The organism is Pseudomonas sp. BS-2016, assembly GCF_001806145.1.
Lineage (GTDB): Bacteria > Pseudomonadota > Gammaproteobacteria > Pseudomonadales > Pseudomonadaceae > Aquipseudomonas > Aquipseudomonas lundensis.
This window is the reverse complement of the sequence record NZ_MLCT01000023.1, coordinates 11,726-35,034: the sequence shown is the minus strand read 5'-3', so window position 1 is coordinate 35,034 and position 23,309 is coordinate 11,726. Positions and strand designations below refer to the sequence as shown.

The 23,309-nt window shown below is 60.7% G+C and carries 21 protein-coding genes; 7 read left to right on the top strand and 14 right to left on the bottom strand.

The genetic code is table 11. The annotated features are described in order from the left end of the window. Window positions 1-151: 151 nt before the first annotated feature. The 6 genes from BKD70_RS13725 to BKD70_RS13700 form a co-directional block, all read right to left on the bottom strand. Complete coding sequence (locus BKD70_RS13725) at window positions 152-940, bottom strand: amino acid ABC transporter ATP-binding protein (RefSeq protein ID WP_047273626.1); 789 nt, start codon at window positions 938-940, stop codon at window positions 152-154. Window positions 941-956: 16 nt separating this feature from the next. Beyond that, complete coding sequence (locus BKD70_RS13720; RefSeq protein WP_047273628.1) at window positions 957-2,198, bottom strand: FAD-binding oxidoreductase; 1,242 nt, start codon at window positions 2,196-2,198, stop codon at window positions 957-959. Window positions 2,199-2,246: 48 nt separating this feature from the next. Continuing rightward, complete coding sequence (locus tag BKD70_RS13715; RefSeq protein ID WP_047273630.1) at window positions 2,247-2,957, bottom strand: ABC transporter permease; 711 nt, start codon at window positions 2,955-2,957, stop codon at window positions 2,247-2,249. Beyond that, a complete protein-coding gene (locus tag BKD70_RS13710; RefSeq protein WP_047273632.1) occupies window positions 2,954-3,673 on the bottom strand; it encodes an ABC transporter permease in 720 nt (239 codons plus the stop codon). The genes BKD70_RS13715 and BKD70_RS13710 overlap by 4 nt, the downstream gene beginning before the upstream one ends. Window positions 3,674-3,776: 103 nt before the next feature. Next, window positions 3,777-4,526 carry a transporter substrate-binding domain-containing protein gene (locus BKD70_RS13705; RefSeq protein ID WP_047273633.1) on the bottom strand — a complete coding sequence of 250 codons (750 nt, stop codon included), beginning with the start codon at window positions 4,524-4,526 and terminating at the stop codon, window positions 3,777-3,779. A gap of 13 nt (window positions 4,527-4,539) precedes the next feature. After that, complete coding sequence (locus BKD70_RS13700; RefSeq protein WP_047273635.1) at window positions 4,540-5,415, bottom strand: MurR/RpiR family transcriptional regulator; 876 nt, start codon at window positions 5,413-5,415, stop codon at window positions 4,540-4,542. A gap of 134 nt (window positions 5,416-5,549) precedes the next feature. On the opposite strand from BKD70_RS13700, the gene BKD70_RS13695 reads away from it, so the two are divergent. Then, window positions 5,550-6,581, top strand: a complete 1,032-nt coding sequence (locus BKD70_RS13695) for an Ldh family oxidoreductase (RefSeq protein WP_047273637.1) — start codon at window positions 5,550-5,552, stop codon at window positions 6,579-6,581. 95 nt (window positions 6,582-6,676) lie between these two features. Here BKD70_RS13695 and BKD70_RS13690 read toward each other — a convergent pair whose 3' ends face one another. Beyond that, the gene (locus tag BKD70_RS13690) at window positions 6,677-7,708 is read right to left on the bottom strand and encodes an AraC family transcriptional regulator (RefSeq protein ID WP_047273640.1); all 1,032 of its coding nucleotides are present in this window, start codon (window positions 7,706-7,708) and stop codon (window positions 6,677-6,679) included. After that, window positions 7,705-8,625 carry a GGDEF domain-containing protein gene (locus tag BKD70_RS13685; RefSeq protein WP_047273643.1) on the bottom strand — a complete coding sequence of 307 codons (921 nt, stop codon included), beginning with the start codon at window positions 8,623-8,625 and terminating at the stop codon, window positions 7,705-7,707. Before BKD70_RS13685 ends, BKD70_RS13690 begins: the two co-directional genes overlap by 4 nt. A 398-nt stretch (window positions 8,626-9,023) precedes the next feature. On the opposite strand from BKD70_RS13685, the gene BKD70_RS13680 reads away from it, so the two are divergent. From BKD70_RS13680 to BKD70_RS13655, 6 genes are all read left to right on the top strand, one after another. Further along, window positions 9,024-11,558, top strand: a complete 2,535-nt coding sequence (locus tag BKD70_RS13680) for a TonB-dependent receptor (RefSeq protein WP_047273645.1) — start codon at window positions 9,024-9,026, stop codon at window positions 11,556-11,558. A gap of 38 nt (window positions 11,559-11,596) precedes the next feature. Continuing rightward, on the top strand, window positions 11,597-13,498 hold the full coding sequence (locus BKD70_RS13675) for a phytase (protein WP_047273647.1): 1,902 nt from the start codon (window positions 11,597-11,599) through the stop codon (window positions 13,496-13,498). Between the two features lie 93 nt (window positions 13,499-13,591). Beyond that, the gene (gene tolQ / locus BKD70_RS13670) at window positions 13,592-14,302 is read left to right on the top strand and encodes a protein TolQ (protein ID WP_047273649.1); all 711 of its coding nucleotides are present in this window, start codon (window positions 13,592-13,594) and stop codon (window positions 14,300-14,302) included. Window positions 14,303-14,316: 14 nt separating this feature from the next. Further along, the gene (gene tolR, locus BKD70_RS13665; RefSeq protein ID WP_047273651.1) at window positions 14,317-14,763 is read left to right on the top strand and encodes a protein TolR; all 447 of its coding nucleotides are present in this window, start codon (window positions 14,317-14,319) and stop codon (window positions 14,761-14,763) included. Then, window positions 14,760-15,545 carry an energy transducer TonB gene (locus tag BKD70_RS13660; protein WP_047273653.1) on the top strand — a complete coding sequence of 262 codons (786 nt, stop codon included), beginning with the start codon at window positions 14,760-14,762 and terminating at the stop codon, window positions 15,543-15,545. The genes tolR and BKD70_RS13660 overlap by 4 nt, the downstream gene beginning before the upstream one ends. A gap of 111 nt (window positions 15,546-15,656) precedes the next feature. Continuing rightward, on the top strand, window positions 15,657-17,147 hold the full coding sequence (locus BKD70_RS13655; RefSeq protein WP_047273656.1) for a DASS family sodium-coupled anion symporter: 1,491 nt from the start codon (window positions 15,657-15,659) through the stop codon (window positions 17,145-17,147). A gap of 76 nt (window positions 17,148-17,223) precedes the next feature. Here BKD70_RS13655 and BKD70_RS13650 read toward each other — a convergent pair whose 3' ends face one another. From BKD70_RS13650 to BKD70_RS13625, 6 genes are read right to left on the bottom strand one after another with little or no spacing between them, the layout of a single operon-like run. Beyond that, window positions 17,224-17,583, bottom strand: a complete 360-nt coding sequence (locus BKD70_RS13650; protein WP_047273658.1) for a Na+/H+ antiporter subunit G — start codon at window positions 17,581-17,583, stop codon at window positions 17,224-17,226. After that, complete coding sequence (locus BKD70_RS13645; protein WP_047273660.1) at window positions 17,580-17,858, bottom strand: K+/H+ antiporter subunit F; 279 nt, start codon at window positions 17,856-17,858, stop codon at window positions 17,580-17,582. The genes BKD70_RS13650 and BKD70_RS13645 overlap by 4 nt, the downstream gene beginning before the upstream one ends. Beyond that, window positions 17,855-18,343, bottom strand: coding sequence for a Na+/H+ antiporter subunit E (locus BKD70_RS13640; protein WP_047273662.1), 489 nt, complete (start codon window positions 18,341-18,343; stop codon window positions 17,855-17,857). The genes BKD70_RS13645 and BKD70_RS13640 overlap by 4 nt, the downstream gene beginning before the upstream one ends. Then, a complete protein-coding gene (locus BKD70_RS13635) occupies window positions 18,340-20,025 on the bottom strand; it encodes a monovalent cation/H+ antiporter subunit D (protein ID WP_047273664.1) in 1,686 nt (561 codons plus the stop codon). Before BKD70_RS13635 ends, BKD70_RS13640 begins: the two co-directional genes overlap by 4 nt. Beyond that, window positions 20,022-20,366: a Na+/H+ antiporter subunit C gene (locus BKD70_RS13630; protein WP_003446102.1), complete on the bottom strand. Its 345-nt coding sequence runs from the start codon at window positions 20,364-20,366 to the stop codon at window positions 20,022-20,024. Before BKD70_RS13630 ends, BKD70_RS13635 begins: the two co-directional genes overlap by 4 nt. Beyond that, entirely contained in the window at window positions 20,366-23,284 is a 2,919-nt protein-coding gene (locus tag BKD70_RS13625; protein ID WP_047273668.1) for a monovalent cation/H+ antiporter subunit A, read from the bottom strand. Before BKD70_RS13625 ends, BKD70_RS13630 begins: the two co-directional genes overlap by 1 nt. Window positions 23,285-23,309 lie beyond the last annotated feature (25 nt).

Sequence of the window (23,309 nt, the reverse complement as noted above, 5' to 3'; positions counted from 1 at the left end):
GACGGGCCTTCCATGGCCCAGCACGGCTGGCTCGGCTCCTGCCGACCCACCCCCGCAACAGCACCTGCGTTCAGCCTGCTGTGAGGGGCTTTTGTATCGTTTGCACCGTTTAGGTAGCAGCAGTGAGATTGCTTTAAGCAACAGCGTCAAATCAATGCACGATTTGCGCAAGGAACGCCTTGGCTCGCGGGCTTTTGGGTGCGTTGAAGAAGTCGTTGGGCGGCGAGTCTTCGATGATCATGCCGCCATCGAGGAACAACACGCGTTCGGCCACTTGCCGCGCAAACCCCATTTCGTGGGTCACGCAGAGCATGGTCATGCCGCTGCCCGCCAGGTTGACCATGACGTCGAGCACTTCGCTGACCATTTCCGGGTCCAGCGCAGACGTCGGTTCGTCAAACAGCATGATTTTGGGTTCCATGCACAGGGCGCGGGCAATGGCGACGCGCTGCTGCTGTCCGCCTGACAGTTGGCTGGGGTATTTGTCGGCCTGGCTGGCAATACCGACTTTGTTGAGGAAGTGCTGCGCCAGTTCAACCGCTTTTTTACGCGACAGGCCGCGTACCGACATGGGCGCCAAGATGCAGTTGTCGAGGACGCTCATGTGCGGGAACAGGTTGAAATGCTGGAACACCATGCCAATTTCACTGCGGACCCTGGCGGCTTCGCGGGTGGCTTGGGACAGGTCGGTGTTGTTGATCAGGATGCTGCCTTTTTCGGCGATTTCCAGGCGGTTGATGCAGCGGATCAAGGTGGATTTGCCTGAGCCGGACGGGCCGCACAGGACGATGCGTTCGCCTTCGCGCACGGTAAGGTCGATGCCTTTTAGGACATGAAACGCGCTGTAGTACTTGTTCAGGCCAGCGATGTCCACGACCACCTTTCTGGTGTCCGACGATGGAGACACGGGCGTGTGAACGTAAGCAGGTTGTGCATGCATTGTGTGTCTCCAGTAATCAGTAAAAGCGCTCGGCGCTGTAGGGTGTCGGGTCGGTGAAGGGGTATTCACCGGTCATCATTTCGGCCAGCAAGCGTCCGCTCACCGGGCCCAGGGTCAAGCCGTGGTGAGCATGACCGAAGTTGAACCACAGGCCTTTATGCCGGCTGGCCGGGCCGATTACCGGGCACATGTCCGGCAGGCAGGGGCGTCGGCCCAGCCACGGTTCGGGGTCCAGCCGCTCGCCCAGCGGGTACAGGTGGCGGGCGCGCGCTTCGCAACGGCGCAGCTGGATCTCGTTGATCGGGTCTTCGCTGTCGGCAAATTCGATGCCGGTGGTCAGGCGTATTCCGCCCACCATCGGCGCCAGCACATAGCCGCCCACCGAATCCAGAATCGGGTGGTGCATGGTGTGGCCGTCTTTCGCGGCGTAATGCATGTGATAGCCGCGCTTGATGGCCAGCGGAATGCGGTAGCCCAGCGGTTCGAAGATGTCCCGCGCTTGTGGTCCCAGGGCGATCACGGCTTCGTTGGCCACGATCAACCCCTTATGGCTGTCTGCCTGCCACTGGCCCGCCGTCGGGCGCAGGCTGGTGGCGTCACCGATGACGAAGGTGCCGCCGCGCTTGATGAACAGTTCGGCGTAGCCACGGGTCAGGCCGCCCGGATCGCTGACGGTTTTGGGGTCGAGCCAGTGAATGCCGCCGATCACATCAGCGTGCAGGCCGGGTTCCAGTGCGTGCACCTGGGCCTGCCCGAGTACGCGGTAGTTGAGTGTGTACGCTTGTAAGGCGGCGGCATCGCGCTGCGCTTTGTCGAAGTCCTCGCGGGTGCGGTACACCTCCACCCAGCCGCTGTCGCTGATCAGGCCGGTCATGCCCGCCGGCCCCGCCAGCGCGTCATGTTCGGTGACGCAGCGTTCAATCAACGGCAACATGGCGCGGGTGGCCTTGGCCAAGCCTTTGGCCCCGGATTGGCGCCAATACTGCATCAGCCACGGCCCCGCCTTGGGCAGGTGCTTGAGGCTGTAGCGCACGTCGGATTGCTGATTCAGGCCATAGCGCAGCAAACGTGAGATTTCGCGCGGGAACGAGTAGGGGATCACGCTGGCACGCTCGATCAGCCCGGCATTGCCGTGGCTGGTTCCGCTGCCGGGTTGGGCCCGGTCCAGCAACACCACGTTGCGCCCTCGGGCCTGGAGTTGCAGCGCGGTACTGACGCCGACGATGCCGGCTCCCAGAACAATGGTGTCGCAATGCATAAACAAATCCTTGAAACGGGGGCCGTGTTCGCAGCCCGGACAATGGGCTTACTGCAAATGACGGCTGAGTCGGCCTTCAATCAGTTTCAGGCTGCGGCGCACCACCTCCACGATCACCAGGTACAGCACGGCGGCCCACAGGTAGACCTGGAAGTCGAAGCTGCGCGAGAACACCATTTTGGTCACGCCCATCAGGTCATAGATGGTGACGAGTGAGGCAATGGCGCTGGCCTTGATCATCAGGATCAGTTCGTTGCCCAGCGGGCCGATGGCCACCAACAGCGATTGCGGCAATACGATTTTGCGAAAGGTGGTCCAGCGCGACAGGTTCAAGGCCTTGCAGGCTTCACGCTGGCCCTGGGCCACGGACAAAATGGCGCCGCGCAAAATTTCGGCCTGGTACGCCGCGGTATTGAGGGTGAACGCCAACAGGGTGCACAGCCAGGCGTCACGGAAGAACCACCAGAGGCCGACGTCTTGCCACAGGCTTTTGAACGAGCCAAGGCCGTAGTACAGCAAAAACAGCTGCGCCAGGAGCGGTGAACCCCGGAAGAAATACACATAGGCGCCGGTAAAGCTGCGCAAAAAGCGGCTGCTCGACAGGCGCCCCAGGGCGATCAGCAAGCCGAGCAGGGCGCCGAGGGTGAAGGAGATGCCCACCAGTTTGCAGGTCACCCACAGGCCGTCAATGAAGCGCGGGCCGTAGCGGTCCAGCAAGTCGGGGCTGAGCAACAGGTTTTGCAGGTCCGTCAGGCTCATGGCTGCACGCTCCGCTGATGACGATTGAAATGGCGCTCCAGGTAGGCAAACAGGCGGCCGGAAATCGCTGAGAAGAACAGGTAGATGAAACACGCCACGCTGTAAAACAGCATCGGTTCTTTGGTCACGCTCACCGCCAGGTTGGTCTGACGCATCAAGTCGACCAGGGCAATGGTCGACACCAGCGAGGTGTCTTTGAGCAGTGACAGCCAGTTATTGGAGAGGCCAGGCAGGGCAATGCGCGCCAGTTGCGGCAGCACCACTTTGCGGAACGTGGTGAACGGCGAAAGGCCCAGCGCCGAGGCGGCTTCGAACTGACCTTTGGGAATGGTTTTAAACGCGCCCAGCCAGATTTCGCTGGAGAACGCGGCAAACACCAGGCTGAAGGCAATCATTGCCGCCACGAAGGTGTTGATCGTGAAGGGTGTGTGGTAGCCCATCAGGCCCAGGATTTTTTGCGCCGCGATCTGGCAGCCGTAGTAAATGATCAGCAGCGTGAGCAGTTCCGGCAGGCCGCGAAACACAGTGGAAAACGTCGTCGCCCAAGCACGCATCCAGCGATTTTTGGAACGTGCGGCCACCGCCACGAGCAGCCCCAATGGCAAACCGATGGGCAGGCAGCTCAAGGCCAGGGCGATGGTGACCAGCGACCCGGCAAGCAGCGCCGAGCCCCAGCCGCCACTGGCGAAGGAAAGCAATGAAAGTTGATCGAGCATGCTCGAATCCCCGGACAAAATCGGGCCGATATTCAGCCGCTGCGCACACCGGGTGCGCAGGGCAAGGCGTCAGGCAGGCTGCCCTCAACCGAGGGCGGGCAGGTTAATAAATGTCGAAGTCGAAGTACTTGCTGGAGATCTTTTTGTAGGTGCCGTCAGCCACGATCTCGTCCAGAGCCTTGTTGAAGCGCTCGCGCAAGTCGTTGTCTTCTTGACGCACCGCGATTGCGGCGTCGGCCAGCGTACCGTTCACGTCACCAATGATCTTGCAGCAGTCCTTGCCGGTTTTATTGACCCATTCGAGCAATGGGAACTTGTCGGCAATCACCACATCGACCCGCTCATTGGCCAGTTCACTGTTGGCTTCGTCGAGGGTTGGGTACAGCTTCAGGTCAGCCTTTTTGTAGTGCTCTTCGGCATAGATACTTTGGGTGGCAGCGCTTTGCGCGCCGACAGTTTTGCCGCTGAAGTCACTTTGCGCATCGGTGATGTCCGAGTCTTTGGGCACGGCAATCGACAGCGGGGTGCGGTAGTAATGATTGGTGAACGCGATTTTCTGCTTGCGCTCATCGTTGACGATCATCGAGGCCACAATCGCGTCGTATTTTTTGGCCATCAGGCCGGCGATAATGCCGTCCCAATCCTGCGCCACTAGGGTGCAGTCGGCTTTCATGCGTTCGCACACGGCCATCGTGATGTCGACGTCAAAGCCATGCAGCTTGTTGTCCGAGTCCACGTAGTTAAACGGAGGGTAGGCGCCTTCCGTGGCGATTGTCAGTTTGTCGGCCTGAGCGTTGGACGCTACGGCTACAACCATTGCACATGCACTTGCAAAGCGAATGACGTTTTTCATCTAGCACCTCGTTTTATTGTTTTGTGCCGGGTGAGGAGGTGTAGCCCACGAACTCGTTGTGCAAGGCCGCGGTTGCCTCAAGACGTTTTTCTACGTCCGGTCCCAGTTGTTTGCAGACTTCATTGACCAACAGGTGCACCAGCGACAGCATGGCCGCCGTGGATTCCCAGAACAGATTGAATTCGGTCGGTACGCGAAACACTTCATCGGCGTACTGGTCGGCCCAATCGCAGAAGGTGTCTGTGACCAGCGTCACCGGGATACCGGCTTCGCGGGCCTTGCGGCACAGGTGCTGGGCGTGGCGCGAATAACGCCGCGCTTCGAACACCACCAGTGCGCAGTCATGGTCGGGGCATAACAGGACATCGGCGTAATGCCCGGCCGCACCGTCCACCAGGTGCACGCCGTCGCGGATGTATTGCAGCAAATGCACCATCGAGGCCGCGATGCCGCGCTCGGTCTGAAAACCGGCGACAAAGACTTTGCGGCGTGTGGCCAGGCGCTGGCTGACGATCTGCCACTCGGGGGTCAGGCTGTACTCGTAGACCTTGACCAGTGCCCCGACTTCCAGCTCAAAACTGCGCGGCAGCGCCTGCGGGCTTTGGCTCGATTGTTGGCGGAATTCTTGCAGGCGATCACCGACCAGCCAGGGACCATCACCCAGGTCGTCTTTCAGGTCGTTTTTCAGTTCTTTGAAATGGCTGTAACCCAGCGCCCGGCAAAAACGCCCGACACTCGACTCGCTGACGCCCAGCTTGCTGGCAATGTCGGCGGCCGTTTGAAAAGGCAGCTCGTAGAGGTTGGCCAGCATGTAACTGGCAATCGCCCGACCCGACGGGGCGGCGGTTGACAGGCTGCTTTCCAGGCGTTGTTTGATCGACTGACTCACGGCTGTTGTTCCTGTTTTTATTTCAGCGCGTTGCAGAAAGTGAATGTTTTCTGTCATTAAGTCAACAATTGACAGATATCTGTCATCGCCGGATAGTTGCCCACAACAATAACAACTCGATTGGAGCGCACCGCATGTCTGAATCCGACGCTAGCGAACAGGCCGTTGAATCGCTGTCTCTGGAGCAACTGACCACCTTGCTGCAACAGATTTTTGAACGCCACGGCACCTCGCACACCGTGGCCAGGGTACTGGCGGATAACTGCGCGCGAGCCCAGCGCGACGGTTCCTACAGTCATGGGGTGTTCCGCATTCCCGGCTATTTGTCCTCACTGGCCAGTCGTTGGGTTGATGGCCAGGCGAGCCCTCAAGTTGAAGATGTGGCGTCGGGTTTTATTCGGGTGGATGCGGCCAATGGCTTCGCTCAACCGGCGTTGGCGGCCGCTCGGGGGCTGCTGGTCGAAAAAGCCCGCAGCGCCGGGATTGCGGTGCTGGCCATTCGCAATTCGCACCACTTTGCAGCGCTCTGGCCCGACGTTGAACCCTTCGCTGAAGAGGGGCTGGTGGCGTTGAGCGTGGTCAACAGCATGACGTGCGTGGTGCCCCACGGCGCCCAAAAGCCCTTGTTTGGCACCAACCCGATTGCCTTCGCTGCGCCGCGTGCCGATGACCACCCGATTGTGTTCGATCTGGCCACCAGCGCCATTGCCCATGGCGATGTGCAAATTGCCGCGCGTAAAGGTCATGAACTGCCGGCGGGCATGGGCGTTGACCGTCGGGGTGAGCCGACCCAGGACCCGAAAGCGATTCTCGACGGCGGGGCTTTATTGCCGTTTGGCGGGCACAAAGGCTCGGCGCTGTCGATGATGGTGGAGTTGCTCGCGGCGGCCTTGACCGGCGGCAATTTCTCGTTCGAGTTTGACTGGTCCAAACACCCCGGCGCGCAAACGCCGTGGACCGGCCAGCTACTGATCGTGATTGATCCGAGCAAATCCGGAGGCAACAGCTTTGCCGGGCGCAGCGCTGAGCTGGTGCGCCAGATGCACGCGGTAGGCCTGGAACGGCTGCCGGGGGATCGTCGGTTCAAGACGCGCGCCCAATCGCTGGAGCACGGGATACCGCTGGCGATCGACGAACTGGCCAAGTTGCGGGCATTGGCCCAGTAACTCCGCATCAGGTGTTCGCCTTCTTCGTGGCCTCGTGTGTGGGTGAGCGGTGGACAGCGCTGGCGCAGTACGTGGCCACGAAGAGGGCTTGACGGCTAGGAAAACAACTGCCGAATCAGATTGGGCGTACAGCCGGTCCAGCGCTTGAGCGAGCGCCGGAAGTTGGCCGGATCGCTGAAATTGAGGTAGCGCGCGACGTCTTCGTTGCTCATCCCTTTGATCTGATACAGGTACAGCGCCATGTGTTTACGCGCCTGATCCTGCTGCGCCTGAAAGTGTGTGCCGTGTTTACTCAGTTTGCGCTTGAGGGTGGCCTGGCTCATGCCCAGGGTTTGGGCGGTGAGTTCCAGGCTCGGCGCGTGGTGCGCGTTGTGACGCAAATACACGTACACACGGTCAAGCAGACTGGCACTGAACCCCAGGCTGTCGAGTTCGCGCTGGGCGTGTTGCAACGCCACTTGCCGCGCAATCGCTGAGGCTTTGGGCCATGGCCGGGTAAGGCACTCCCGGGGGATGCGCATCATGTCCAGCTGGCAGCCAAACTGGCTGTTTTCGCCCAGGTGCACCCAGTACTGCTCCACATAGCGGGGTTCGGCATGGCTGAACCGGCATTCCCACGGCAGCCGTTCGCCACTGAGCCACCGACTCATGGCCAGCAGGGCAGTCATGCTGGCTTCCAGCACAAAGCGCGCGTGCTCCTGGGCGCCGCTGCTGTCGAGCCAATACACATAGGCGTAATGGTCATCGAGCACCAGGCGCGGCGTCAGCAGCGGGCTGAGCAGGGCGCGATGGTGGATCACGGTTTCCAGCGCCTGATGCAGGTTGGGCGCCTGTTGCAGGGCGTGGCTGGCGGGGCCGTAATGCCCCGGCAACAAGCGCTGGCCGAACAGAAAGCTGCTGTCATCGGCGTCCAGCAGACGGCGGGCATTGCCGATCAGGCTGAAAAACTGCTGCGGGCTGACGCAGGTCGTGCCCGCCAGAATGTCTTCGTAAAACAGCCCGGTGCCGCGTAACAGGCGATGGCTGTCGATGTCCCGCGACAGCGCCAGATCGATCAGCGTCGCGGGCTGATAATGCCCGGGTATGAAGCGCGTGTCGGCCTCGTACCACCCGCCGGGCCGGCTCATGCGCGCTGGATCCGGGGCGGCTTGGCGCGGGCCAGTGCCAGGTTAAGGCGTTTGAGCAGGGCGTCAGGGGTTTCGTCGACCGCCATCACCACTGCGGTGCTCGCGCACAGGTAAACCCGTTCGCCCTGGAGACGGGTTTTATGCGCCAGGCTTTGCACCGCCTGTTCCATTTCCTGTGCCAGCAGGCGCGCCTGACGTTCGCCGGTATTGGGCAACACCATCACAAAGCGATCCCCGGCCAGACGGCACAGCAGGTCGTGGCGGCGCAGGTTGAGCAACAACAACTGGCTGATGGCTTGCAACACGGCATCGCCTTCTGGGTGCCCGTATTGCTGATTGATCGACGCGAAATGATCGAGGTCGAGCGCCAGTAGCGACAACGGTTGCTGATGCTCAAGGCTGTGGCTCAGGCAATCGCTGACCTGACGCTTGAGGTAATCGGCGCCCCCCAGCGGCGTCAACTTGTCAAACAGGCGGTGCTCCCGAAATACCCGCTCGCGCTTCTCCATTTGCTGGCTGATGGCCAATTGTTCGCGGTGCCAGTGGAACAGGCCGATGGTCAGCAATATCATGCCCACCGGCATCGGTGCCGACTCCAGCCAGTGGTCCCAGCCGATGTGCTTGGGCAAGCGGATGAATTCGTCGAGCACATCGATCCACCACGAGAAAAACATGAAGCATAAACCGCTGGCCAAGTAGTTGGTGACGCGCCCGGCAGGTCGGCTTTTGAGCACCAGTCCCAGCCAGAACAGCATAAACAGCGCCGTGCCGCCTTCGCCCAGAATGTCCAGCCACTGCCACTCACTGACCGGTTTTACGCTGCCGAAGGCCAGATTCAGCAGCAGGCCGATATTGGCCCCGAGTACCAGCAGGGCGAGTTTCCAGCGATGATGTGTAAGCACGTTTAACCCGCTCATGAGTGTTCTACCAAAACGTATTGCCGGTCAGCAGAACAGAGCCATGTGACAACCGTGTGACGGGCGCGCCGGGTCGAATCAGCTCAGAGCTGTTGCAAGAAATTTCTGTAAACAACAGCGTGTGCAGGGCCTGCCGAGTTGAACACTTGAGGCGCCATTCACCCGGACGGAGCCGGCACGGGGGCTTGGCCCTGATCGCCGTGGCGTGCGTGAACAGCCATTGCGCACCGCGTGAGGTCAAATCAGCTCATTTCGCCCTTCATCTGGGTCCAGACCCCCTGATTCCGGGGGCTCGCGCCACTTGCTGTCACAGCACTGTCATCCGCGCTGCCTAGTTTTCGCTACCAATTGCCGGGCCACTTGCCCGGCCGGTCACGGGACGCTGGGGGAGCACAAGCATGTACAAGTGTCGCAGTAAGGCACAGTGGGTCGGGTTTACAGTGAGCGCCTTGGCCATCGCGATTGCCAGTGAACGCCTGAGCGCCGCCGATGCGGCGGCCACAGGCGCCACCGAGCATGTGGAGGTGGTCGGGCAGGCGGCGAGCATCGATCAGGCGCTCAAGGAACAACGTAACTCCGACAACATCGAGAGCGTGGTGCACGCCGATGGCGTGGCGCAGTTGCCCGACGCCAACGTTGCCGAGGCCGTGCAGCGCCTGCCGGGCATCAGTGTCGAGCGCGATCAGGGGGAAGGCCGGTTTGTCAGCGTGCGCGGCCTGGGGCCGGACCTCAACAGCGTCACCATCAACGGCACGCTGGTGCCTTCGCCGGAAAGCGCGCGCCGGGCTGTGGCGCTGGATGTGTTGCCTTCCGAGCTGGTGCAATCCCTGTCGGTAATCAAAACACTGACCCCGGACATGGATGCCAACTCGCTGGGCGGCACCGTGGACGTACAAAGCCTGTCGGCATTCGACCACAAAGGGCTGTTTTACACCGGCACCAGTGAGGCCGGTTACAACCAGAACACCCACCAGACCAGCCCCAAGTTTTCGGGTGCGATCAGTGATCGTTTCAGCCTGGGTGACGGTATCGACAACTTCGGTGTGGCCGCTGCCCTGAGCTGGAACAAACGGGACTTCGGCTCCGATAACGTCGAAACCGGCGGCGCGTGGGATTTCAATGACGGCGCCCGGCTCAACAGCTTCGAGCAACGCGTGTACGACATCAGCCGTGAACGCACCGGCGGCGGGCTGAATTTCGACTACAAGCCCGATGACGACACCCAACTGTACCTGCGCACGCTGTACAGCCGCTTCAAGGACAGCGAAACCCGCAACTCCACCAGCCTCGAATTCGACAAGCCACAGGCGGCAGGTGAGTTGGGCAAGGCCAAAGCCAAGCGCAAGCTCAAGCAGCGCGAAGAGACCCAGGAAATCCAGTCGTATGTGTTCGGTGGTGAACGCATGCTGGGCTTATGGACCCTCAGCGGGCAGGCGGGTTACAGCACCTCCAGCGAAGACAGCCCGGGGCACATCGCGGGGGCCACGTTCAAAGGCAATTCCAGCTTCCCCAACAGCGGTTTTTACGACACTGAAAAGCCCCGGCCGATCATTGGCGCGGGCTTTTATGACCCGTCCAACTTCACCCTCGACAAAGTGGACTGGGAAGAGCAGGACACCCGCGACACCGAGAAAAACCTTCGCCTGGACCTGGCCCGTGACTACGACGTTGAGGGCTATGCCTCGCAGGTCAAATTTGGCGGCAAGGTCAGCCGTCGCAACAAGGACAATGACCTCAATGCCTGGGTCTACAAGGATTTCGATGACGCCGGTTTTAACGATGCGCAGTTGAACATGAGCCCGTTCGACAAAGGCAATGTGCACTATCAGTTGGGCCAGTTCGGCCCCGGCATCAGCGGTGGTGCGATCAAAGACCTGATCGGTGGCCTCAACCCCGGCGATTACTACGATGAACAGGAGTCGCGGGCCAACGATTTCAAAATGCGCGAAGACATCAATGCTGCGTACGTGATGAACACCGTCGATATCGACGATTGGCGTTTTATCGCCGGCATGCGCTACGAGGGCACTGAATTCGAGGCCAAAGGCACAGGTGTGCGTGATGGCGCCTTTGAAGCACAAGACACTCAACGCGATTACCACCACTGGCTGCCGGGGCTGCACGCACGCTATCAGTTGGACAAAAACACCCAGCTGCGGGCGGCGTGGACCAACGCCGTGGTGCGCCCCACCTTCGGCCAGTTAGCGCCGGGTTTTGTGATTGACGATGACGAGGCCAGTTTCGGCAACCCCAACCTCAAGCCGCTGGAATCGAGCAACTTCGACTTGGGCATTGAGCATTACATGGGGCAGGCGGGCACGGTGTCGGCGTTCCTCTTCTATAAAGACATCAAGAACTTTGTCTACAACAACGACCTGGCGGGCAGTGGCGAATGGGTCGATTTCACCGAGGCGCACACCTACGCCAACGGCGACAGCGCCAAGCTGTACGGGCTGGAGCTGGCCTATTCGCAGAAGTTTGACTGGCTGCCCGCACCGTGGAATGGCCTGTTGCTCGGCGCCAACACCACCTTCAGCCGTTCCAGCGCCAGCATTGAAGGGTTCGATCAGGCCACGGGGCGCAACCGCAAGCGCGACATCGACCTGCCCAACCAGTCCGACACCGTGGGCAACCTGATGCTCGGCTGGGAAGACGACACACTGAGCTTGCGCCTCTCTGCCAACTACAAATCGCAGTACCTCTATGAGCTGGCAGGGATCAGTGACAAAGCCCACGACCTGCATGTCGATGCGCAAACCTTTGTCGATTTCAGCGCCCGTTACTCGCTGACCAAAAACCTGCAAGTCAGCTTCGAGGCGCAGAACCTCACGGACCAGCCTTACTTCGTCTACAGCGGCCACCGTCGTTACAACAACCAGTACGAAGAGTACGGACCGACCTATTCGCTGGGCCTGACGTTCACCCATTTTTAAAGGCGGCCCGAGCGGGCCAGTAGAAGGAATTTCCCATCATGCGTTTTATCCGTAAACCGTGTCTGTTGCCGATCTTGGCCTGCCTCAGCGCAGCCACGGCGCAGGCCGCACCTGACATCGCAGCGCCGACTTTGCAGGCCTGGGGGACGGGCAACGTGCAGGCACTGGGCTTTGCCCCCGATCACCAGCGGCTGGCCGTGAGCAAGCGTGACGGGGTGTTGCTGCTCGACGCAGAGGGCAAAACCCTGAGCCACGTAGCGGGCGCTTTCGCGTCGCTGGACAGCCGTCCGATGGGCGATCAGGTGCTGGTTGCCAGCCATGACGAGAAAAAGCAGCAAGTGGCCCTGTTCAGCCTCGACCCGCGCAGCCATGAGTGGCAGGCACCGGTCTACTTGCCGCCCCGTGATTACGCAGTCAACGGCGTGTGCCTGTACCGCGACGAGGCGAGCAATGTCTATCTGTTCACCGTGGGTGAAGAGGGCAAGGGCGAACAATGGCTGGTGGCGGCTGACCGCAAACGACTGGCCGAGCCACGTCTGGTGCGCAGCCTGCCGTTACCGCCGAATGCCGAGTTCTGTCAGGTTGACGATGCCGGGCAACAGTTGTTCGTGAATGAAGAAAAGGTCGGCTGGTGGGTGTACCCGGCCCACGCCGAGGCCGATGCCTCGCGGGTGCCCGTGGCGCTGATCGAGCCCTTTGGTGAGGTGAAAAAGGCCGCCGGGGCCATGGCGCTGGTACCGGGCGGGATGCTCGGCCTGGACCCGAAAGCGGCGCACCTGCACCTCTACCAGCAGCACGGTAACGGTTGGTCGCCAGTGGCCCGATTGGCGCTGGACACGTTCAAAGAGCCGGAACACCTGGCGGTGCGCCAGACGCCTCAAGGGTTGCAGGTGCTGGTGCAGGATGACAGCAACCAACAGGTGTTCCAGGGGCTGTTGAACTGGCAGCCGACCCCGGCCCGTGCCCCTGCGCCATTGCCGGTGATCAAACCCGTGGTGCAAACCGAACCGGTGGTCAGTCAGGGCGATGCAGCGGATGACCCGGCCATCTGGGTTAACCCGCAAAATCCGGCCCTGAGCCGGGTCTTGGGCACCAATAAAAAGAATGGCCTTGAGGTGTACGACCTGCAAGGCAAGCGGCTGCAACACCTTGAAGTGGGGCGCCTGAACAATGTCGATGTGCGCCCCGGATTCACGTTGGGCGAACGCACCGTGGACCTGGCAGTGGCCACCAACCGTGACCACAACAGCCTCAGTGTGTTCAGCATCGACCCTGCCACGGGTGAGGTGCGCGCAGTGGGTGAAGTGCCGACACCGGTAAAGGACATCTACGGGTTCTGCCTGTTCAAAGCGCCGGGGGGCGAACTCTACAGCTTCGCCAACGACAAAGACGGCACGTTCGTCCAGCACCGCCTGAGCGCCAGGGGCGATCAAGTGCATGGTGAGCTGGTGCGTCAGTTCAAGGTTCAGACCCAACCGGAAGGCTGTGTAGCGGACGACCGGCAGCAACGGTTGTTCGTGGGCGAAGAAGATGTGGCGGTGTGGGCGGTGGATGCGCGCCCCGATCAGCCGGTCACGCTGACCCGTGTGATCGGCGTTGGCGATCAGGTGCAGGACGACATCGAAGGGCTGGCGCTGTATCAGACCGCCAAACAGTCCTATCTGGTGATTTCCAGCCAGGGCAATGACAGCTACGTCGTGCTGGATGCCGCACCACCGTATGCCGTGCGCGGCGCTTTTCGTGTCGGGGTCAACGCTGACGCCGGGATTGACGGAACGTCGGAAACGGACGGTCTGGACGTGACCTCGGCCAACCTCGGCGGCCCGTTTGCCCAAGGCATGCTGGTGGTGCAGGACGGCCGCAAGCGCATGCCGGAGCAAAGCCAGAACTACAAGTACATCCCGTGGGCCGAAGTGGCCAAGACCCTGAAATTGCCTTGAGCCGGTTGTCATCAACCGGTCACCGCAGGGGTTTTGAATTTAATCCGTGCGCCACTCCCGCTGAGCGGCGCCGTCTTGAGCAAGGAGTCAGGTATGCAAGCAACCATGGAACATATGACGATTTGGGGTTTGATCAGCGACGCGAGTCTGTTGGTGAAAGGGGTCATGCTGGTGTTGTTTCTGGCCTCTGTGCTGAGCTGGTTTTTGATCGTGCGCCGCAGTGCCATTTTGCGCAGCAGTGAACGGGACATGGACGCCTTCGCTGAGCGCTTGCGCAGTCAGGGCGAGCTGAACGCGCTGTATCGCGAGAGCCGCGACAATCACCACGACGATGCCGGTGCCGAGCAGGTATTCGCAGCGGCCTACAGCGAGTACGCACAGCTGAAGCAGCAGCCGGGGATTGATCCTGACGGGGTGATGCAGGGGGTCGAACGCGCGTTATACGTAGCGATTACCGAGCAGGAAGTGCGCCTTGAAAAGGGTTTGCAGTTTCTGGCGACGGTGGGCTCGGTCAGCCCATACATCGGCCTGTTTGGCACCGTGTGGGGGATCATGAATTCGTTCATCGGTTTGTCTCAGGTGCAGCAGGCCACGTTGTCCACGGTGGCCCCGGGGATTGCCGAGGCCTTGATTGCCACCGCGATCGGTTTGTTTGCGGCGATTCCGGCGGTGATTGCCTACAACCGTTTTTCGTCCAGGGGCCAGACGTTGCTCACCCGCTATTACAGCCTCGGCAATGAAGTGCAAATGCGCCTGTACCGGGGTCTGCATGCAGGCGCGCGAAACATGGCGGCGGTTGCCTGACAGGGAGTTTGATCATGCTCGCTCGACCACAGCGTAAACACGGGCCCAAGGCCGAAATGAACGTCGTGCCGTATATCGACGTGATGCTGGTATTGCTGGTGATCTTTATGGTGACCGCGCCGATGCTGACCCAGGGGGTCAAAATAGAACTGCCCAAGGTGGCCAGTGAGGCGTTGATCAATGACAAACAGCAGACGATCCTGACGTTATCGGTGAAGGCCGACGGCGGTTACTACTGGAACCTGGGCCGTGAACTGGACACCAAAAACCAGACGGACAGCGCCGTCAACCTTGACGAGTTGCAGGCCAAGATCGGTCAGGTGGTGGCGCAAAACGGCGACACGCAGGTGTATATCCGGGCCGACAACGACGCCGGTTACGGCAGTGTGGTCAAGGCGATGGCTGCCTTGCAGCAGGGCGGCGTGAGCAACCTGGGGCTGGTGACCGAGGCGCCGCAATGAGCGCCGCAGTCATGGGGTGCGCGGTCACGCCGGCCCGGCACATGCCTTGGGGGCGACTGTGGCGTAACGCACAGGCGTGGGCCGTCACGGTTGCGTTGCACGGGGCAGTGGTGGCGCTGCTGGTGGTCGGCTGGACGCTGCAACAGCCGCCGGTGAGCGCGCCCGCCGTACTCAAGACCCGCTTGATTACCTTGCCTGCCGAACCGGTGGCCGCGCCAGCGCCGGATCCCTTGCCCGTGGCGACACCGGCGCCGGTGGTCGAGGCTAAACCCGAGGTCAAACCTGCGCCGATCGACCCGCAGATTCAGGCGCGCAAACTTGAACAGGCTGCTTTGGCGCGCAAACGGGTCGCTGAGCAAAAGCAGGCACTTGAAGCCCGTCAGCTTGAAGAGCAGCAAGCCCGGCTACGCGAGCAACAGGCGCAGGCGGAGCGTCAGCAGGCGCTGGCCGATCAGGCGCGGGTTGCAGCAGATAACGCCCGGCGTGCGCAACAGCAGGCAGCGGCTGCCGACGTGCGCCAATATTTACCCATCAGCAAGGACGCGCCGGATTACCCGCAGCGGGCGTTGGATAAAGGCATCGAAGGGGATTGCACGGTGGAGTATTCGGTGACGCCTGAAGGCAAGGTCGAGAACCCGAAAGTGGTGGGCAATTGCCACCCGATGTTTATTCGTCCTTCGCTACTCGCTGCGGCGACCTTCCGTTATAAGCCGCGCATGGTGGACGGTCAGGCCGTCAGCGTGGCGGGCGTGCGAAACACCTTTCACTACAAAATCCACTAACCCTGCTTGACGTCGGGCGCCGTCCCGACTGGCGTGAAGCTGACAGGCATCAACGCCCGATTTGCATTCCTGACCTATGCTGCAGGCGATTTTATGCATAAGGAGATGGCCATGAAAGCGCCTGCAACCACCCCGGAGCCGACCCCGGCAAAATTGAAACTGCCCTTGGGTCTGGTGATTGCTGTCCTGGTCATGGTCGGGATTTTGCTGTTGCCATTACCGCCTGACCTGCCGGTCGCCGGGCACCGCATGCTGGCCATCCTGGCCTTCGCGGTGGTGGTCTGGATCACCGAGGCGGTGTCGTACGAAGCCAGCGCCATCATGATCACGTCGCTGATGGCGTTTTTGATCGGTATGGCGCCGATGCTGGACGACCCGTCGCGCCTCTACGGGACATCGGCCGGGATCACCATGGCCCTGACCGGGTTTTCCAATGCCGCCCTGGCCCTGGTGGCCGGGGCGTTATTTATTGCCGCGGCGATGACCCACACTGGGCTGGACCGACGCATTGCGTTGGTAACCCTGTCAAAAATCGGCACCAGTACCCGGCGAATTTTGCTCGGGGCGATTGCCGTGACCATTCTGCTGAGCCTGGTTGTGCCCAGCGCCACGGCGCGCAGTGCGTGTGTGGTGCCGATCATGATGGGGGTGATTCTGGCGTTTGGTGTCGATAAGCGCTCCAACATTGCGGCCGGGATCATGATCGTGGTGGCGCAGGGCACCAGCATCTGGAACGTGGGCATTCAAACGGCGGCGGCGCAAAACCTGCTGACGGTCGGGTTCATGGACAAAATGCTGGGCGCACGGGTGAGCTGGATCGACTGGCTGATTGCCGGTGCGCCTTGGGCGATCATCATGTCGGGGGTGTTGCTGTTTGTGGTGCTCAAGATGTTGCCGCCAGAAAGCGACAGCATTCCGGGTGGCAAGGAAGCTGTGGAGCAGTCGCTGATTGCATTGGGGCCGATGACCGCGCCGCAGAAACGTCTGATGGCCGTCTCTGTCGCCTTGCTGCTGGCGTGGGCCACCGAGGGCAAGCTGCACAGTTTTGACACCACCTCGACCACCTACGCCGGATTGGTCTTTCTGCTGTTGCCGCGCTATGGGGTGATGACCTGGAAGGATGTGCAGTCGCGCATCCCATGGGGCACGGTGATTGTTTTCGGGGTCGGCATCAGTTTGGGGACGGCGTTGCTCACCACTCAGGCCGGTCAATGGCTGGGGGGGCAGGTGGTGCAGCATACCGGGCTGGATCAGCTCGGGCCGCTGGGGATTTTTGCGATTCTGGGGGCGTTCCTAATTTTGATTCACTTGGGGTTTGCCAGTGCCACGGCATTGACCTCGGCATTACTGCCGATCCTGATTGCCGTGCTGCAAACCCTGCCCGGTGAGTTCAACCGTTTGGGCATGACCATGTTGCTGGGTTTTGTGGTCAGTTACGGTTTCATTCTGCCGATCAATGCGCCGCAAAACATGGTGTGTCTGGGCACGCAGACCTTCACCGCCAAGCAGTTCGCCAAAGTCGGACTGATTGTCACCGCGGTGGGGTATGTCTTGATGTTGGGCTTCGGCGCAACGTACTGGAAATGGTTGGGCTTGATGTAGACCCGGCGCCGGCGGATAACGCGAGGCTGCTACCGGCGGGCTGACCGTCGGAGCAGTCAGCCGTTGGGGGATTGCGTCAACTGCCGCCTTTACTGCTGACCTCTGCCGGAACGTCTTCACCCGCCATGCGCTTGCGGAACAATGACGTGCGCGCCAGCAGCAAGGTGGTCACGGGTACGGTGATGGACAGCAGGATTGGTATCAGCCAGGCGTGTAAAACAGGGGTGGATTTAAGCGCCGAAAAATACAGGATCGAGGCCAATGCCACGCCCCAGGCGCCGAGGGTGGAGGCCAGTGCAGGCGGGTGCATGCGCTGGAAAAAGTCTTTGAGCCGCAACAGGCCGATTGCCCCGCACAAGGCGAACAGACTGCTCAGCACCAGCAGCACCGCCACTGGAACCTCAATCCACAGGGATAGCTCGCTGATGGAATTCATTCGATCACCTCACCGCGCAACAGGAATTTGGCCAGCGCAAACGACCCGACAAAGCCAAACAGGGCAATCAGCAGCGCGCCTTCAAAATAGGTATCACTGGCATACCGAATGCCCAGCACCAACATCATCAGCATGGCCACGATGTACAGATAATCCAGCGCCAGTACCCGGTCTTGTGCCGAAGGGCCTTTGAACAGACGGATCAGGGTCAGCACCATGGCCAGGCTGAAGATGAACAGGCTCAGCAAAATGGCGTTGGAGAGCAGCGCACTCATTCAAAGATCTCCATCAGTGGGCGTTCATAGGTGGACTTGAAGTGCTGGATGAACTGCGCTTCGTCGTCCAGATCGAACACGTGTAACAGCAAAATGCTGCGATCCAGTGCCAATTCGGACCAAATGGTGCCGGGCACTACGGTGGTAATCATCGACAGGGCTGCCAGCCCGTTGGCGTCGCGCAGATCCAGCGGGATTTTGATGAACCGTGAGCGTGGCGGTCGGCGCCCGGCGTTGAGCACGCCCCAGGCCACGGCCAGATTCGAAAGAATGACGTCACGCCCGACCAGGAAAAACAATTTGATGATCACGCCCGGACGACGAATGCGGATGGGCAACGGTCTTAACGGTGCCATCATCAGCGGCCCCAAAAAACCTAGCGCGGCCCCTAGCAACAGGTTCCCCGCACTCAGTGACAGGTTGAGCAGCAACCACAATGCCCACAAGGCCAGTGATAACCACGGCGCGGGAAACAGACGTTTCATGGCTGCACCTTCTGCATGGCGGCTTTCGCTTCAGGACTGGGCACCGGGCGTGAGCCCATGACCGCCATGACATAGCGCTCCGGGTTGTTCAACGTATCAGCGGCCGCCTGGGTGTAACGCATCACGGGCTCAGCCTTGAAGGTCATGACAACGCAGAGCCCGAGCAAGACAACAATGGGAATGCACTCATAACGGCGCAGCAGCGGAGAGGGGCGCTCCAGTGGCGTCCAGAAGCGCTGTATGCCCAGTCGCGAGAAGCCGATCAGCGAAGCCAGACCCGAAAGAATCAGCAGGGCCAACAGGCACCAGGCCGCTGTGGAAACCGGAGCTTCACTGAGGTGGCCCAGCCCCACGGGGTTGAGCAGGGCATTGAGCAGGGTCAACTTGCCGATGAACCCTGAGAGTGGCGGCATGCCGATGATCAGCAACGCGCAGGCGATAAAGCTCAGGCCAAGGAACGCCATGGTCCAGGGAATGATCTGGCCCACCACGGCCTTTTGTTCGTCATCCAGGTTGGTGCCACGGGGCGGGTTAAGCGACTCCATCAAGCTGGGGAGCTGCTCAACATCATCCTCAAGGAGCATTTCATTGGAGGAGCGAGATCGCTCGATCAGTTCGGCCAGCAGGAACAGCGCACTGAGGGCGAGCGTTGAGCTAATCAGATAGAACAGGGCGGCTGCGGTGAGGTTGGGTTGGGCGAACCCGACAGCCGAGAGCAAAATGCCTGCCGACACCAGAATGCTCAGGCTGGCCATGCGTTCGAGTCGTTGAGCCGCCACGATTGCGATCGCAGCACAGACGATCGTGGCCATGCCGCCATAGATCAGCCAGTCGCTGGCAAAGTAGGCGGAAGCGCCCGCTTGGCCGGAAAACATCAGCGTCCACAGGCGCAGCACGGTGTAGATCCCGACCTTGGTCATGATCGCGAACAACGCAGCCACCGGTGCGCTTGCCGAAGAGTAGGCCGGCACCAGCCAGAAATTGAGCGGCCACATCCCGGCCTTGGCCAAAAACGCCACGGCCAGAATGGCCGCACCCGCGTGCAGCAAACCGCGGTCGGCTTCAGGCACCAGCGGGATCTTCAGGGCCAGATCAGCCATGTTCAACGTGCCGGTGACCCCGTAGATCAGCGCGGCACCGATCAGGAACAGGGACGATGCCAGCAGGTTGATCGAGATGTAATGCAACCCGGCTGACACCCGGGCTTTGCCCGAACCGTGGAGCATTAGCCCGTAGGACGCTGCCAGCAGCACTTCGAAGAACACAAACAGATTGAACAGATCGGCTGTCAGAAACGCGCCGTACAACCCCATCAACTGTATTTGAAACAGCGCATGGAAACTGGCACCGGCCCGGTCCCAGCGAGCCATGGCGAACAGCAAGGCGCAACTGGCGATGATCCCGGTGAGCACCAGCATCAAGGCTGACAGGCGATCGACGACCAGCACGATGCCAAACGGCACCTGCCAGTTGCTGGGCAGGTACACACCAATGGAGGCGGGTTCGGTTTGTTGCTGTGTCCAAAGCAACAGGGTGATGGAAATGGCAAGCCCCAGCAGCGTTGAGCCCAAGTTGATGCGGGCCTTCATTGGCCGGTGTTTCTCGCCCAGCAGCAACATGCACGCGGCAGTCAGCAGCGGCAAGAGAATGGGCGCAATAATCAAATGCGGCATCAGGTTCATTCTTTAGGCTCCCGGCCATCCACGTGGTCGGTGCCGGTCAGGCCCCGTGAGGCCAGCAAGACCACCAGGAACAGCGCGGTCATGGCAAAACTGATAACGATTGCAGTGAGCACCAGTGCCTGGGGCAGCGGGTCGGTGTAGTTGAGCAGGTCTTGCGGAACCCCGTCCTTGATCACCGGCTCCTTGCCGATGAACAGGCTGCCCATACTGAATATGAACAGGTTGACCCCGTAGGACAGCAGGCACAGTCCCATGACGACCTGAAACGTCCGGGGACGCAGCACCAGCCAGGTGCCGGAGGCGGCCAGTACGCCGATCGCGATCGCGATGACTTCTTCCATCAGGCGGCTCCTGTCTTGGGTTGTGCATTGGCTTGCAGGCTCGGGCGGTGGGCCCGGACTGACTGGTGCGCGAGAGCGGTCAGGATCAGCAGGGTGGCGCCGACCACGACGGCAAATACGCCGATGTCAAAAAACAGGGCGCTGGCGACGTGGATATCGCCCAGTACCGGCAAGCTGAAATGCGCGGTGTGGGTGGTGAGGAACGGGTAACCGAAGCCGATTGCACCCAGGCCGGTGATCGTGGCAAACAACAAGCCCGTGCCCATCCAGCGCAACGGACGCAGGCTCATCTGAGCTTCCACCCACTGGGTGCCGGCAACCATGTATTGCAGGATGAACGCGACTGACATCACTAGCCCGGCAACGAAACCGCCGCCTGGCTGGTTATGGCCGCGCATGAACAGGTACATCGACACCACGAACGCAATCGGCAGCAACAAACGCACCAGGACCGCGGGCACCATCATGAAACCCAGCGCGGTGTCGCTGGCGCTGCGCGGGTTGACCAGATCGGTGACCACATCCTTGGCCAGCAACCGCTGCTGGGCGGGCAGCTCCATGCTTTCTTTGGGGGGACGGAAGCGGCGCAACAGGGCGAAAACAGTGAGCGCCACAGCTGCCAGCACGGTGATTTCACCCAAGGTATCGAAGCCCCGGAAGTCCACCAGCATCACATTCACCACATTACTACCGCCGCCTTCAGGCAGTGCGCGGCTGAGGTAGAACGAAGAAATGTCATTCGGGGTCTGACGGGTCAGCATCGCGTAGGACAGCAACGCCATGCCGCCGCCAACCACAGTCGACAAGAGCAAGTCACGCAGGCGCCTGATGCGCGCCTTGCGCAATATTCTTGGCAGCGGGGAGACTTCCTCGATCCGACGTGGCAGCCACCGCAGGCCGAGCAGAATCAAGACCGTGGTCACCACCTCAACCACCAGTTGCGTCAGCGCCAGGTCCGGTGCCGAGAACCAGACGAATGTGACACAGGTCATCAGCCCGCATACGCTGACCATGGTCAGTGCGGCCAGACGGTGATACTTGGCTTGCCAGGCGGCGCCGAGGGCGCAGGCAATTGCCATCAGCCACAGGGTGACAAACACGATCGACCCCGGGATTTTAGGACGATCCCCCCAGCTCAGGCCGCTGTAAATCATGGGTATCAAACCTGCCACCACAGCCGCCAGTACCAGCAGAAACAGCTGGCTTTGCAGGCGTTGAGTGCTGACACGGCGCTCAATGCGTCGCGCGCCTCGCATGATGACCACCACGCTGCGCTCGAAGAAACGCTTGCCATTGAAGAAGCGGATCAGGGGCGGTAGCGGGAAACGATTGAGCTTGAGCTGTTTGCGCAACAGGACATAGAGCACGATACCGCCCGACATGGCGATCAGGCTCATGATCATCGGTGCGTTGAGGCCATGCCAGATGGCCAGGCTGTATTCAGGCAATTGGCCACCGACGACAGGCTGGGCAGCGGCAGCGAGGAGCGGTCCAACGGTCTGGGCCGGGAAAATACCGACCATCAAGCAGGTAAACACCAGTAATTCAACGGGCGCACGCATCCAGCGCGGTGGTTCATGGGGCGTGTGCGGCAGATCAGTGGCGGGCGGTCCGAAGAACACATCCACCGTGAAGCGCAGGGCATAGGCGACGCTGAAGGTCCCGGCGACGGTGGCAATCACCGGCAGTGCGATTTCTACCCATTTTGTGGAATTGATGAACACGGTTTCAGCGAAGAACATCTCTTTGGACAGGAAACCGTTGAGCAGAGGTACACCGGCCATGGAAGCGCTGGCAACCATGGCCAGCGTCGCGGTGTAAGGCATGAGCTTGAACAGGCCGCTGAGCTTGCGTATGTCGCGGGTGCCGCTCTCGTGATCGATGATGCCGGCTGCCATAAACAAGGAAGCTTTGAAGGTGGCATGGTTGAGAATATGAAACACGGCCGCGACCGCAGCCAGCGGGCTATTGAGGCCCAGTAGCAGTGTAATCAGGCCCAGGTGGCTGATCGTGGAGTAGGCCAGCAGGCCTTTGAGGTCGTTCTGGAACATGGCGCAATAAGCACCTAATACCAGCGTGCAGGCACCGGCCCCACTGACGATCCAGAACCATTGCTCACTGCCGGACAACGCAGGCCATAGCCTTGCCAGCAGAAACACACCGGCCTTGACCATGGTTGCTGAGTGCAGATACGCCGACACCGGCGTGGGAGCCGCCATCGCGTGGGGCAGCCAGAAATGGAACGGGAATTGTGCGCTTTTGCTGAGCGCACCAATCAGGATGAGAGTGAGCAAGATCGGATAGAGGCTGTGGGCGCGAATCTGGTCGCCCGCCGCCAATACGGCATCCAGATCGTAGCTGCCGACAACATGGCCGAGCAGCATGACCCCTGCCAGCAGGCACAGCCCTCCCGCGCCTGTGACCATCAATGCCATGTAAGCGCCACGGCGTGCATCTGAGCGGTGGTGCCAGTACCCAATCAGCAAAAATGAGAAGAGACTGGTGAGCTCCCAGAAAAATACGATCTGGATCAAGTTGCCTGACAGCACCAGACCGAGCATTGCCCCCATGAAGGCCAGGAAAAACGAGAAAAAGCGGGGGACGGGGTCTTCAGGTGACATGTAGTAGCGGGCGTACAACGACACAAGCGTACCGATGCCCAGCACCAGGATTGAAAACAGCCAGGCAAACCCGTCCATGCGCAATACAAAATTCAGGCCGAGACTGGGCAGCCACATGAACTCTTCCCGAATCACACCCCCATGGGCGATTTGCGGATAGAACATAGCGACTTGAATGGTGCCTACGAGTGCAATAAGGCCGGCCAACAGTGATTCACTGTTGCGCGCGTTGTGCGGCAAAACAGCCGCCAGACAGCTGCCGATAAAGGGCAGAAGCAGTAGAACTATCAGGGACATAGGCTTCTAATCTGCAGGAGTTTGT